Source organism: Enterococcus sp. AZ091, from assembly GCF_051714805.1.
GTDB classification, from domain to species: Bacteria; Bacillota; Bacilli; order Lactobacillales; family Enterococcaceae; genus Enterococcus_D; species Enterococcus_D gallinarum.
Genome location: NZ_JBIOSO010000002.1, coordinates 992884 through 1005798 on the forward strand (window position 1 = coordinate 992884; position 12915 = coordinate 1005798).

Consider the following 12915-nt stretch of genomic DNA (forward strand, 5'->3'; position numbering starts at 1 on the left):
CTTTTGGTAAAAGTGACTAATATGGGAAAGGAATCTTGAGAGGAGCGATGGGATGTATCAAGTAATAGTCATGTATGGTGATAACGAGCCATGGTGGTTTTTTGAAGGATGGCAGGCAGATATTCAAGAGGCGTTCACATTTGCATCTTTTGCGGAAGCACAGTCATTTTACGAAGAAAAATGGCACGAGATTCGGAAAGAGTATTCGTACATAAATGCAAAAACCAACTTTATGACGGCTTTTTGGAATGAAGACGAAGAACGCTGGTGTGAAGAATGCGACGATTATCTCCAACAATATATTGGGTTGGCACTACTTAAAGAATACCAACAAGTCGTCGATGAAAGCAGGAAAGATTTTTATGAAACAACTAATTCTAGCGGAAAAGCCAAGCGTTGCCAAAGACCTCAGCAAAGTATTGGGTTGTAATCAAAAAAATAAAAATTATTACGAAGGACCCAAGGTAATCGTTACTTGGGCCCTTGGTCATTTATTAGGTCTAAAAATGCCCGAAGATTTAAACAAAGAATGGGCCTCGTGGCAGATGGAAACATTACCGATGGTTCCCAAAACGATCGGGATCAAACCATTGCCTAAGACGGGGCATCAGTTGAAAGCAATCAAACAACTGGCACATCGCAAAGATGTGTCGGAAGTCGTGATCGCTACCGATGCAGGACGAGAAGGCGAGTTGGTGGCCCGATGGATCTTAGAGTGGGTCCGCTGTGACAAACCTATCAAGCGGCTATGGATTTCCTCTCAGACCCCTAAGGCTATCAAAGAAGGGTTCTCAAAGTTGCAGCCGGCGAAGCAGTATGATAACTTGTATCATTCTGCCATTGCTCGGGCAAAAGCAGACTGGCTAGTCGGCTTGAATGTGACCCGTGCCTTAACAGTGAAATATCAGGATAATTTAAGCGCTGGCCGAGTTCAAACACCAACGCTTGCTTTGGTTCGCGCACAAGAGAAACAGATTGAAGGCTTCCGCCCCCAAACCTATTATGTCATCAACTTAGAAGTGGGCGACAGTAAAGCAAAGCGGCAACAAAGCAATCCTTATCAATTGAAAGACCGTAGCGAAGCCGAAGCACTGGTTCAAAAGATGAGTCAGCAAAATGGCCGTGTTGCGTCTATTGAAGAGAAGATCAAAACCGAAGCGGCTCCTTTACCCTATGATTTGACGGAGATTCAGCGAGAAGCCAATCAACGCTATGACTTTTCTGCCAAAAAAACGTTGTCATTGGTCCAAAGTTTGTATGAAACCCATAAAATCGTCACGTATCCGCGGACTGATTCAAAATACTTAACCAGTGACATGAAAGCAACGATGAAAGAACGGTTGCAAGCAGTGGCCGATTTTGCTCCTGAAGTCAAAAGCTATTTGAAAAATGGCGGTCAAGTTCAGCAGCAAGCTGTGTTTAATGATAAGAAAGTTACGGATCACCATGCCTTGTTGCCTACAGAGCAACGGGCACGTTATGAAAAATTGAGTAATGACGAACAGCGAATCTATCAAATGATCGTTGAACGTTTTTTGATGCTTTTTGCCAAACCGCATAAGAAGCAGCAGCAAAAAGTTACAGTCAAATTTGGTAATGAAGTGTTTGTCTTTACCCATAACACTGTGATCGAGGCAGGCTGGAAAAAGTCAAAAGAAGAAGCAACCACTGTTTCTTGGCAGGAACAAATGAGTGTCAAACCAACATTCAGTATTCAAAAGGAACTAACGACGCCGCCGAAACCATTGAATGAAGGTACGCTCTTAGGCAAAATGGAAAAACATAGCTTAGGAACGCCTGCAACGAGAGCTGAGATCATTGAGAAATTGATTAAGTCAGAGTTGATGGAGCGAACACCTAGCGGTTTACAAGTTTCGCCAAAAGGCAAGCAGCTGTTGGTGCTAGTCAACCCATCTTTAGTCACTCCGGAATTGACGGAGAAATGGGAAAAGGAATTAGAACTGATCGCTAAAGGAAAATACTCGGAACAAAAATTCCTTGCTCAGATAGAAAAAGATACCAAGCAATTAGTCAAAGAAATCAAGCAAAGCGAAAGCAAATATCAAGACTTTTCCTTAACGCAAAAACGATGTCCTGAATGCGGGGAACCATTAAGGGAAAAGAGTACCCGAGATGGCAAGATCTATGTTTGTTCAAGTCAAACCTGTAAGTATCGTCGCCGTAAAGATCCTAAAGTGTCTAACCATCGCTGTCCACAATGTCATCGAAAGATGGAGATCATTGAAGGAAAGAATGGTGCTTTCTTCCGTTGCAAGTTCGATGGGATCACCGAGAAAATGGCAGATAAGAAAGAGCGTAACAAAAAATTGACCAAACATGAAGAACGCCGATTAATGCAAAAGATCAATCAGGAAGAACCGCAAGAAAGTCCATTGGCTGCAGCATTAAAAGCGGCGATGGAGAAAAAAGAATGACGAACGGCTGAAGGCAAGACGCCAATATTGATTTTGTTCGTTCAACGATTTTGCTTCTTGCATTATTTGCTAGTCTAAAAAACCAGTCCAGCCTTATGTATAAGGTTGGGCTGGTTTTTTTTGAACTTCTGTCAATGGTGGATCTGACGATACTCTTTGGGTGAAATCTGTTCTTTTTTCTTGAATAGGAAAGAGAAGTAATTTGGATCATTGTAACCAATATCAAAGGCGATCTCGGAAAGGCGCAAATTTGTTGTGATCAGTAGTTTTTTTGCCAAAGAAAGCCGCTGTTCTGTAAGGTATTCAATGAATGTGGCATCGGTTGCTTGCGAGAAAATCGTACTGAAATGGGCGGGGCTCAAGTTGACTTTTTCTGCAACGACATTCAACGAAATATTTGGATCAGAAAAATTTTTGTCAATAAACTGTTTTGCCTGACTGATCACACTTTGATACTTTGCCATTGCCGGATTGATTTGCTGTTTGACTAAGTATGTAAGCAGTGCAGTCACTTTGTCTTGGTAGTTGTGTGGCTCACTTGTCAGTTGGGATAAATAGTCTAAATCCGCAGTTTGAGCTAGCAAGTCCTTTTGTTCTTTGCCTTCACGCTTTTTTACCAGCGCAATCAATTCTACCAGAACAAAAAAACGATACATTTGGGTTCTTTCTGAAGTTCCTTGAGCGGACATGATTTCATTGACTAAGTCATTGATCGCCTCTGGCTCAGTCTGGGAAATCCGTTCGGCAAGGTCGATTTTGAAAGGATTCGTAGGAGATAATTCTCCTTCTTTCATATCATCCTCATAGCTAATGATCTTTTCCTTGCGGATGCCGCCATAAGTTTTCAACATCCCGTTGGCTTTGTGATAGGAAGTTGGAATGTCCGAAAACCGCTCAACTACCGGTCCGATGGCAACTGCCACTTCCTCACTTGAGTCATGGGTGAGCGCTTGTGCCATTTGGTAGGCTTTCTCGAGTACAGCATCTTTGTTGAAATCAAAAAGCAGGAATTTGATGAAGCGACTGGAAATGCTGGAGAATAAGACTGTTTCATCGGAACCATAAGTAGAAGTCAACTGCTTACTGAAGCGGGTATAATCCGAAAAATTCTGATTGTATGGTGTCTTGGCCAACAAGACACAAAATTGTTTACCAGAAAAGGAACGCTTTAGCTCGGTCGCTTGCTGGAAAGCTTCTGAAATTGTGATTTTACTTGCGAAAAGAGTATTCAAAAAGAGATTCTTTCTGACCTCCATTCGCAGGAGTTCATCATCTTGTGAGAGATAGTGTTGTTCTTGGGACTGTTGGTCCAATGCAGCAATGACTTTAATCAATGTCTGTTCAAGGTCCTCATTTTTGATCGGTTTCAACAAATAGTCATCAGCTTGCAATTGTAGCGCTGTTTTTGCGTAATCAAAATCATCGAAGCCGCTAATAAAAATAATTCGAACAAGTGGCAATAATTTTTTGGCCTCTTTGGCAAAGGTCAGTCCATCCATAAAAGGCATTTTGATGTCCGTCAAAATGATATCTGGACGAATGTCAAGAATCGATGCAAGTGCCAACTCGCCATCTGCCGCTTCATTACTATAAATAATGGGGTATTTTTCAGCTAGAGAAATAATCTGATGCCGCAAGTTATCACGGATCAGGTGTTCATCTTCAACTATGAAGACTTTGTACATTAGTGGGCTCCTCCTTTTTTAGGAACGATGATCGAAATCGTTGTTCCTTGTGATTCAATACTCGAGATATCAAATTGTACGTCACTACCGTAATTTAGTAATAGACGACGATAAACATTATAAAGACCATACCCATTTTCTGGATCGGGATCTGTATTTTCTTTCAGATTATGCTGGATGGCCATTAATCGTTCGTGGGAAATGCCAATACCGTTATCACGGACAGACATCTGGATTGTCTGTTCATATTCCTGAATCGTGATGGTGATTTTTCCTACTCGGCGTACAAACTTGGTGCCATGATAGACGGCATTTTCAACTAAAGGCTGTAGGATCATCTTTAAAACTAGTAGGTCTTGGGAAGTGGTCTGCTGGTTGATTTCATAGGTCAGCATCTCCCCATAACGGATCTTTAGGATCGTTAAATAGTCAGCAACATGGCGCAACTCTTTTGAAAGAGGGATCCAGTCGTGCCCTTTGCTTAGTGAAATCCGAAAAAAATCGGAGAGGGCGTACGTCATTTCAGTTGCTTGTTCATATCGTTCTACTTCGATCAAAGAGACGATCGCATCCAAACTATTGTAAATAAAGTGAGGCGTGATCTGTGCTTGCAACACACGAACTTCACTTTGAGCCAAATGGTATTGTTTCAAAGCATTCTCTTCTAATAAACGGGTTAAATCATCCGCCATTTTATTCAAACTGCTCGTCAATGTGCGCAATTCCGGTGTATCAGGCAGGACTGCTCGAAAGCCGAGATGCCCTTGGGCAAGTTCATCAGATAATTCGACTAGACGATCCAATGGATTTTGGAGATTTTCGCGAACAAAGCGGCGATTTTTAGAAATAAAGTAAATAATCAAAAGAATCAAAAGCAATTGAAAAGCGATCAATAACAAGACAGATTGAATCAAATCTTGATTGGTTTGACTTGCCAAACTAATCTCTACACGAACAAATTCCTGCAGGATTTCAGATAATAATTCAATCACAGAATCCACTTGGACCATCACATATTGATTTTTTTCTAGTGGTTCATCGTTAGCAATATTTTCGATGAGCTTGTTTTGGTAGGTTTCTAATGAATCCAGTGTACGTAAGGCAACAGCCAACGTGTTCTTTTCTTTGGCTGTATTCGTATTTGTTTGGATATGGTCAAGATCCGCGCGCAATTCTTCAATGACGTTGTTGACTTGAACATCCGCCACGCTCTTTTGGCCAAAGACAAGATCCCACATTTCTTCTAAAACAATTGCATCCACTTTACCCGAGAGCTGATTGGCTTCTTCAATATTGTTGATCGTATTTTGATAAATAAAAATTTGGCGGGAATAAAAGATACTACTGATCAATAAAGGAAGAAAAGCGACTAAGATCATCAATTTATTGGTTTGTTGGAAGATGCCCTTTATACTTGTCTTTTTCATGAATGACTCCTTAATAATTTCGGGGTGGAATCTGGTCAAAATCCATATCACTTGAAAAAACTGTCTCGTGGACATAGATTTCTTTTGGGACTGCACTTCTGCCCCGACTTAAATAACGGGAAATAGCATTTTTAACGAAGATACCAGCATCGGGATTACATTCAACAACGCAATTAACGATGCCGTTTTTCAAATTGTCGATCATTTCTTTTTGAGCATCAATCGTAACGATAACAATGTCTTTTCCAGGGACGATATCTGTTTGTTTCAAGGCTTCTAACGCGCCGATAGTCATTTCATCGTTATGACTGAATAAAACATCGATGTCGGCCATTTTTCCTTCTGCAATATATTGTTCGATCACTTCTTTGCCTTTTCTACGAATGAAGTCGCCATTCAAGGCATCAGTTACTTGAATAGTGACATTGTTTTTCGCATAATCTCGTTTGATGGTTTCTCGAAAGCCATCTGAACGTAGTTGCGTAGGGGATGTATCACTGAGTCCGGTCAACTCCAGCACGTTGATCGTTTCATTTTCATGATGCTTGAAATAATTGCTGACATAAAGGCCAGCTCGATTGCCTTCCGCTTTGAAACTAGGACCGATATGTGTCAAAAATAAGGAAGGATCTGCCAGATCCACATGACGATCAACGATAAAAACAGGGATGCCTGCATTGGCCGCCTCTTCGAGTATTGGTTCCCAACCATCTTCTTGTAATGGGGTAAAGACGATTGCATCTACTTGGTAAACGATAAAACTGCGGATATCTTGGATCTGTCTTTCTTGATTCATATAGCCATTTCGATAAAGTACTTCATACCCTTCTTTCTCTAACTCTGTCCGAATCGATTCAGTATGACGTTTGCGCCAACTGCTTTCTGTACCAGATTGCGAAAAGCCAATGACAATGCTCTCTTTAGCAGATTCATTGGTCCCCTCAGCTGGTCGTTGGCAGGCGCTAAGACTGGTCATAAGCAGGATCGAAAGGAAGATGTGTAACCTTTTTTTATCCATAATTTCACCCCCCGACCTCTATTTTACCAAAAAAAGGTAAGCGCTTTTCTTAATTTCAAGATTCCGAAAAAAAACAAGGTAATCGAAAGAAAATCAAGGTTTGAATTCCAATGTCCCAAGAAATCAAAGAAACTACCAAAAATAGTTAATGTAAGCGATTGCTGTTTTTTCTATACTTAGCCTGTAAGTAAAAGTATGGAGGGATCAATAAATGAAAAGCACAATGAAAAAAATCGTAGGTATCGCTTCAACCGTTCTCTTGGGAGGGATGTTGGCAGCTTGCGGAAACGGCTCAGATAGTGGTGGAGCCAGCAGCGGGGACAAAGGGTTTGTGGGAATCGCTATGCCTACAAAATCAGCAGAACGTTGGATTGCCGATGGAAACAATATGGTAGATGAACTGGAAAAGTTAGGCTACAAAACAGACTTGCAATATGGCGAAGATAAGGTTGAGAATCAGGTCGCTCAAATTGAAAACATGATCACTAAAGGCGTCGATACATTAGTGATTGCTTCTATTGATGGTTCCGCGCTTACCGATGTTCTCGAAAAGGCTCATAACGAGGACATCAAAGTGATTGCTTATGATCGGTTATTGATGAATTCGGAGTACGTCGATTACTATGCAACCTTTGACAATTTCGGTGTGGGTGTTTTACAAGCTTCTTATATTGAAGACAAGCTAGGCCTGAAAGATGGAAAAGGACCCTTCAATATCGAATTGTTTGGTGGTTCACCGGATGATAACAATGCGTTGATCAATTACAATGGCGTGATGTCTGTTTTTCAACAGTATATTGATAGTGGTCAATTAGTGGTTCCTTCGGGTCAGACGAATTTCAACCAAATCGCAACACTGCGCTGGGATGGTTCTACTGCACAGGCACGGATGGACAACTTATTGAGTGCCAATTATACCGATAAAACATTAGATGCCGTTCTTTCTCCTTATGATCCAATCAGTTTAGGAATCATCTCATCCCTAAAAGGTGTGGGGTATGGTTCTTCTGAAAAACCATTACCTGTAATTACAGGACAAGATGCAACCATTGCTGGAGTTAAATCGATCATTGCTGGAGAACAAACGCAAACGATTTTCAAAGATACCCGAGTTCTAGCCAAAAACACGATCGAAATGATCGAAGCAATCGCCAATGGCGAAGAAGTCCCAGTCAATGATACCGAAACTTATGACAATGGGGTCAAAGTGGTACCGACCTATCTATCTAATCCAGTATCTGTAGATAGCAGCAATTATAAAGAAGAGCTTGTGGACAGTGACTATTACACGGAAAAAGATATGGGCTAGTTGTTGACAGCGGGGCTGTCAAAAGCACAAAAAAGGTAAAAGAGCAGCTGAAGGGATAATGATCGGGGCAGATCAGCGGATACTCCAATGTTTTGCCCTGTTCTTTCTTGTTTGTCAAAGAGCCGTTCTTTTGAATGGATCATTTTATTTCTTCTGCAGAATCTCTGACTACATAAAAAGAAAAGGGTGAAAGGACATGGCAGATTATATTCTCGAAATGAAGAATATCGTCAAAGAATTTTCAGGTGTACGAGCATTAAGCAATGTAAATCTTTCGATCGAACGTGGTGAGATCCATGCGCTATGTGGTGAAAACGGCGCAGGAAAATCTACATTGATGAATGTGCTAAGCGGTTTGTATCCACATGGCACGTATGAAGGTGAAATATATTACGAAGGAGAGCTCTGTAAATTTAAAGATTTACGAGATAGCGAAGAAAAAGGGATCGTAATCATTCATCAAGAGCTGGCATTAAGTCCTTATTTATCCATCAAAGAGAATATTTTTTTAGGAAATGAACAAGCCAAAAATGGCATCATCGATTGGGATATCACAGAAAAGAAGACCGATAATTTATTAAAAACAGTTGGCTTGCGTCTTGATCCTAATACATTGGTTTCACAAATCGGCGTAGGGCAGCAGCAGCTAGTAGAGATTGCCAAAGCATTTTCTAAATCAGTCCGATTATTGATTTTAGATGAACCAACAGCCGCTCTGAATGAAGAAGAAAGTGCCAATTTACTAGAATTGATCAAAGAATTTCGTAATCAAGGGATTACTTCCATCATTATTTCTCATAAGTTGAATGAAATAGTCAATGTCGCCGATCGCATCACGATTTTGCGCGATGGACAAACCATTGAAACGATGGCTGGCAATCAGATTTCTGAAGAGCGAATCATTCGCGGGATGGTTGGTCGTGACTTGACGAATCGCTATCCGGAACGGCATCCCCAGATTGGTGATCCTTTTTTTGAAGTGAAGAATTGGACCGTTCATCATCCTATCGATACAAATCGAATCGTGAACGAAGACCTCAATTTGATGATCCGCAAAGGAGAAATCATCGGCATTGCTGGGCTTATGGGCGCGGGACGAACAGAATTTGCGATGAGTGTCTTTGGGCATTCCTATGGCAGCAATATCACGGGCGAAGTCTATAAAGAAGGGCAACAAATCTCCGTAAAAGATGTTCCAGCTGCCGTTAGAAATGGGCTTGCGTATGTCTCAGAGGACCGTAAAGCATTAGGACTTAATCTATTGATGGACATTCGGGAGAACACAACGATTGCTAGTCTGAATAAAATCAGCCGCAACGGTGTTTTGGACAAAGAGAAAGAAGTAATTTTGGCAGAAGAATACCGCAAAAAAATGCGGACGAAAACCAATTCAATCTATCAAAATGTTGGCAGCCTTAGCGGCGGAAACCAGCAAAAAGTTGTTTTGGCTAAGTGGTTGATGACGGAACCGGATATTTTATTTTTAGATGAGCCAACACGAGGAATCGATGTTGGAGCAAAATATGAAATTTATACGATCATTGAAGAAATGGCATCTGCGGGTAAAGCAATCTGTATCATTTCCTCCGAGCTGCCGGAACTTTTGGGTATGTGTGACCGGATCTATACGATGAATGAAGGGCGTTTTACAGGAGAAGTATTGCGGCAAGATGCGGATCAAGAACTGCTGATGAACTTGATGACATTAGAAGAGAGTGGGGTTTAGGATGGAAACAACGAATAAATTAAAAAAAGTGCAAAAACATTCTATCAAAGACAAAGCGTTAGAGATTTTTAGCAAATACAGCATGATTATTATCCTGGTTGTCTTATTGATTGCCTTTCAAGCAATGACAGATGGTATTTTCTGGCGACCATTGAACATCACCAATCTTGTTTTGCAAAATAGTCATATATTGGTTTTAGCTGCGGGGATGTTACTAGTTGTCTTGTTAGGACATGTCGATTTGTCTGTCGGATCTGTCATGGCGTTTGTTGGCGCAATCGCCGGCGTTTTGATGGTCAATAATGGCATGAGTCCCTGGGTGGCTGTGCCATTATGTGTACTGATTGGTGCGTTGATTGGCGCTTGGCAAGGTTTCTGGGTAGCTTATGTGGGGATTCCTGCTTTTATTGTTACGTTGTCTGGACTGTTGATGTTCCGTGGATTGACTCAAGTCGTTCTGGGAGGACAATCTTTAGCACCATTTCCTACCTCGTTTCAAAAAATTTCAACAGGCTATTTACCTGATATTGTCAGCGGCGATCATATTCATCTCCTTTCAATGATTATCGGTGTCGGTATCACGGCACTATTGATTTTTGGCCAATGGCGAACCCGGGAACGCCGCAAGAAAAATTTGTTTGAAGTAGAGTCCACCAGTACCTTTTTGTTCAAAGCTCTTTTCATCGGCGTCGTTTTCATTGGCGCAACTTATGTGTTCGCTTCTTATCAGGGTTACCCGATCATCTTGATTTTATTAGGAGTCATCGTCGCAGCATATGGATTCTTAACAAATAAAACAGTTGCCGGTCGTCAAATCTATGCAACTGGTGGAAATAGGAAAGCCGCTGAACTGTCAGGAATCAAAACGAAAAAAATCACTTTCTGGGTCTTTGTCAATATGGGCGCGATGGCGGCATTGGCAGGTTTGGTTTTGGCTGCCCGATTGAACGCTGCGACACCACAAGCAGGAACCTCTATGGAACTGGATGCCATGGCTGCCGTTTATTTTGGCGGTGCCTCAACTTCTGGCGGAATCGGAACGATCATGGGTGCGATCGTCGGCGGATTAGTGATGGGAGTACTGAATAATGGGATGTCGATTCTAGGTGTAGGGGTCGACTGGCAACAGGCAATCAAAGGATTGATCTTGCTGTTAGCAGTTGTCTTAGATATCTATAATAAGAAAAAGAAAATATCTTAGGAGGCTGTAAGTATGGGGACAGAAGCACAAAAGACGATCTTATTGTTCTGTACAGCAGGCATCACAACAGGTCTATTAGTGAAAAACATGCAGCGAGCAGCGGACGAACAAGGAATAACTGTCCATATTTATTCAGCACCAGCAATCATTGCTGAACAAATCATTCAAAATCAGACTGTTGATGCATTACTGATTGGACCACAATCGAAATATGAAATCAATCGCTTAAAAGATTTTTTGAACTATAAAGCAGTTCCGTATAAACTAATCACACCAGAAGATTACGAGCTTCTTGATGGTGAAGCGGTCTTAGCAGATAGTTTAACATTATTGCAGTTGAATTAGCACTCGGCTATTCTGGTGTTGCAATCCTGAACGCAACCTTTGGGAACAAACTATGTGAAACAAACTAAACTATGTAATTTAGAGTAGTGGCTTGTCAATCCATGTGGCATCTACTACTCTATTTGCTGTAAAGACCAAAAACAAAACAACTGCGGTTAGTGAGCCATCGCCAGTAAGAACACTTATCTGAATGGGTTCCAGTTTGCTGACAATCAGTTGGAGAAAGGGGAAGTGCGATGAAAGTTGAAGAATTGACGGCGATACGTCCGAGTCATCGTCAACTACTATGGCAAGCACGGGAATTTTATGGCTTTATTCATTTTGGCTTGAATACCATGACGAATCGGGAATGGGGAAATGGGAGAGAATCCTTAGCACTATTTGACCCGCAAGCACTGGACTGTAAAGAGTGGGTCACGCTTTGCAAATGCAGCGGGATGAAAGGGATGATCTTAACCTGTAAGCACCATGATGGCTTCTGTTTATGGCCCAGCAGCTATTCGCAGCAGACAGTCGCTTATACACCTTGGAAAAATGGCAAAGGAGATTTAGTCAAAGAATTGTCGGAGGCTTGTCAAGAAGCAGGGATGGCGTTTGGCATCTATCTTTCTCCGTGGGATCAGCACGCCGCAAGCTACGGCACCGGACAGGCCTATAACGAGGTGTATGTGGGTCAATTGACAGAATTATTGACGCAGTATGGTGAAATAGCAGAAGTGTGGCTTGATGGAGCCAATGGAGAAGGACCTAACGGAAAGCGGCAGTTTTATGACTGGCAAAGATATTATCAACAGATTCGGCAATTACAGCCGGATGCTGTGATTGCCGTTTGCGGTCCAGATGTTCGCTGGATCGGAAATGAAGCCGGGCACACAAGGCAGAATGAGTGGAGTGTCGTTCCCCGGGAGCTATTGGATGCCGAAAAGACGGCCGAAAAATCACAACAAACAGACACAGCAGAATTCCGGACGACAATCTCAAGTATGGCAGAAGATTTAGGTAGCCGATCTGTATTGAAAAACTACGATTCCAGCAGAGATTTAGTCTGGTATCCGGCAGAGGTCAATCTATCAATCAGACCCGGCTGGTTTTATCATCCGGAAGAGGATACAGCAGTGAAAAGTGCCGAAACATTATTTTCTTTGTATCGGAAAGCGGTAGGAGGAAATGCGGTATTTTTATTAAATGTTCCGCCAATGCCCAATGGGGCGATCCACCCGAAAGATCAGCAGTCACTGATGCAATTAGGGCAATATCTACGGCCATTACAAACGGATCAGCCGTTGTACCAAGGACAGATCACAGCTTCTTCCCAAAAATCACCCTGGGATCAAGAAAGCCTGCAAAAGGTTACCCCATCAAAGAAGACGTATTGGCAACCTGCGGATAACGATCATGAGCCGTGGGTAACAGTGACTTTTGCACAACCAACACAAATCAATACAGTGATTTTACAAGAAGAAATCCGCGAGAGTCAGAGAATTGAAAAAGCAGTACTTTATTATGAAAAAGATGGCAAGGATTGCTTTTTAGCAGAATGCGGAACTGTCGGGTATAAGAAAATCATTGATGTCGACCCAGTTACTACTAAAAGAATCAAAGTTGTTTTCTTGGCGTATCGTCAATACCCAACGATCAAAAAATTTTATGTACGCTTTCTTGAGAAGAGAGCTTCAAAATAGTCCCTTCACCTAAAGAGAATCCACCCAAAAACAGACAGCCGCAGGGCTGTCTGTTTTCAGGGGATACAAATAAGGAATAAAAGTGGA

At 41.8% G+C, this 12915-nt stretch carries 10 protein-coding genes; 7 read left to right on the forward strand and 3 right to left on the reverse strand.

All coding sequences use genetic code 11. The features are described 5' to 3' along the window. The first annotated feature begins 52 nt into the window (after positions 1-52). Both IGJ28_RS17115 and IGJ28_RS17120 read left to right on the forward strand, forming a co-directional pair. A complete protein-coding gene (locus tag IGJ28_RS17115) occupies positions 53-430 on the forward strand; it encodes a DUF1033 family protein (protein ID WP_003128166.1) in 378 nt (125 codons plus the stop codon). Next, positions 363-2435: a DNA topoisomerase III gene (locus IGJ28_RS17120; protein WP_252711709.1), complete on the forward strand. Its 2073-nt coding sequence runs from the start codon at positions 363-365 to the stop codon at positions 2433-2435. The genes IGJ28_RS17115 and IGJ28_RS17120 overlap by 68 nt, the downstream gene beginning before the upstream one ends. Before the next feature lie 131 nt (positions 2436-2566). Here IGJ28_RS17120 and IGJ28_RS17125 read toward each other — a convergent pair whose 3' ends face one another. From IGJ28_RS17125 to IGJ28_RS17135, 3 genes are read right to left on the reverse strand one after another with little or no spacing between them, the layout of a single operon-like run. Next, the gene (locus tag IGJ28_RS17125) at positions 2567-4120 is read right to left on the reverse strand and encodes a response regulator (RefSeq protein WP_252711702.1); all 1554 of its coding nucleotides are present in this window, start codon (positions 4118-4120) and stop codon (positions 2567-2569) included. Continuing rightward, positions 4120-5547, reverse strand: a complete 1428-nt coding sequence (locus tag IGJ28_RS17130) for a sensor histidine kinase (RefSeq protein WP_252711693.1) — start codon at positions 5545-5547, stop codon at positions 4120-4122. The genes IGJ28_RS17125 and IGJ28_RS17130 overlap by 1 nt, the downstream gene beginning before the upstream one ends. A 10-nt stretch (positions 5548-5557) precedes the next feature. Then, positions 5558-6523 carry an ABC transporter substrate-binding protein gene (locus IGJ28_RS17135; protein WP_021150555.1) on the reverse strand — a complete coding sequence of 322 codons (966 nt, stop codon included), beginning with the start codon at positions 6521-6523 and terminating at the stop codon, positions 5558-5560. 253 nt (positions 6524-6776) lie between these two features. Here IGJ28_RS17135 and chvE point away from each other — a divergent pair, with 253 nt between their 5' ends. The 5 genes from chvE to IGJ28_RS17160 all read left to right on the forward strand — a co-directional run bounded on the left by chvE (position 6777) and on the right by IGJ28_RS17160 (position 12828). After that, entirely contained in the window at positions 6777-7874 is a 1098-nt protein-coding gene (chvE, locus tag IGJ28_RS17140; protein WP_081131025.1) for a multiple monosaccharide ABC transporter substrate-binding protein, read from the forward strand. Between the two features lie 196 nt (positions 7875-8070). Continuing rightward, entirely contained in the window at positions 8071-9600 is a 1530-nt protein-coding gene (gene mmsA, locus IGJ28_RS17145; RefSeq protein WP_060813205.1) for a multiple monosaccharide ABC transporter ATP-binding protein, read from the forward strand. A 1-nt stretch (position 9601) separates the two neighbouring features. Continuing rightward, complete coding sequence (gene mmsB, locus IGJ28_RS17150; RefSeq protein WP_081131024.1) at positions 9602-10801, forward strand: multiple monosaccharide ABC transporter permease; 1200 nt, start codon at positions 9602-9604, stop codon at positions 10799-10801. Between the two features lie 12 nt (positions 10802-10813). Continuing rightward, a complete protein-coding gene (locus IGJ28_RS17155; RefSeq protein ID WP_252711686.1) occupies positions 10814-11146 on the forward strand; it encodes a PTS sugar transporter subunit IIB in 333 nt (110 codons plus the stop codon). A 236-nt stretch (positions 11147-11382) separates the two neighbouring features. Next, positions 11383-12828: an alpha-L-fucosidase gene (locus tag IGJ28_RS17160; RefSeq protein ID WP_252711684.1), complete on the forward strand. Its 1446-nt coding sequence runs from the start codon at positions 11383-11385 to the stop codon at positions 12826-12828. Positions 12829-12915 lie beyond the last annotated feature (87 nt).

Bases quoted from the DNA above. Each gene is read 5' to 3' on its own strand.
- IGJ28_RS17115 (WP_003128166.1), top strand. From the start codon at position 53: ATGTATCAAGTAATAGTCATGTATGGTGATAACGAGCCATGGTGGTTT.
- IGJ28_RS17120 (WP_252711709.1), top strand. From the start codon at position 363: ATGAAACAACTAATTCTAGCGGAAAAGCCAAGCGTTGCCAAAGACCTC.
- IGJ28_RS17125 (WP_252711702.1), bottom strand. From the start codon at position 4,120: ATGTACAAAGTCTTCATAGTTGAAGATGAACACCTGATCCGTGATAAC.
- IGJ28_RS17130 (WP_252711693.1), bottom strand. From the start codon at position 5,547: ATGAAAAAGACAAGTATAAAGGGCATCTTCCAACAAACCAATAAATTG.
- IGJ28_RS17135 (WP_021150555.1), bottom strand. From the start codon at position 6,523: ATGACCAGTCTTAGCGCCTGCCAACGACCAGCTGAGGGGACCAATGAA.
- chvE (WP_081131025.1), top strand. From the start codon at position 6,777: ATGAAAAGCACAATGAAAAAAATCGTAGGTATCGCTTCAACCGTTCTC.
- mmsA (WP_060813205.1), top strand. From the start codon at position 8,071: ATGGCAGATTATATTCTCGAAATGAAGAATATCGTCAAAGAATTTTCA.
- mmsB (WP_081131024.1), top strand. From the start codon at position 9,602: ATGGAAACAACGAATAAATTAAAAAAAGTGCAAAAACATTCTATCAAA.
- IGJ28_RS17155 (WP_252711686.1), top strand. From the start codon at position 10,814: ATGGGGACAGAAGCACAAAAGACGATCTTATTGTTCTGTACAGCAGGC.
- IGJ28_RS17160 (WP_252711684.1), top strand. From the start codon at position 11,383: ATGAAAGTTGAAGAATTGACGGCGATACGTCCGAGTCATCGTCAACTA.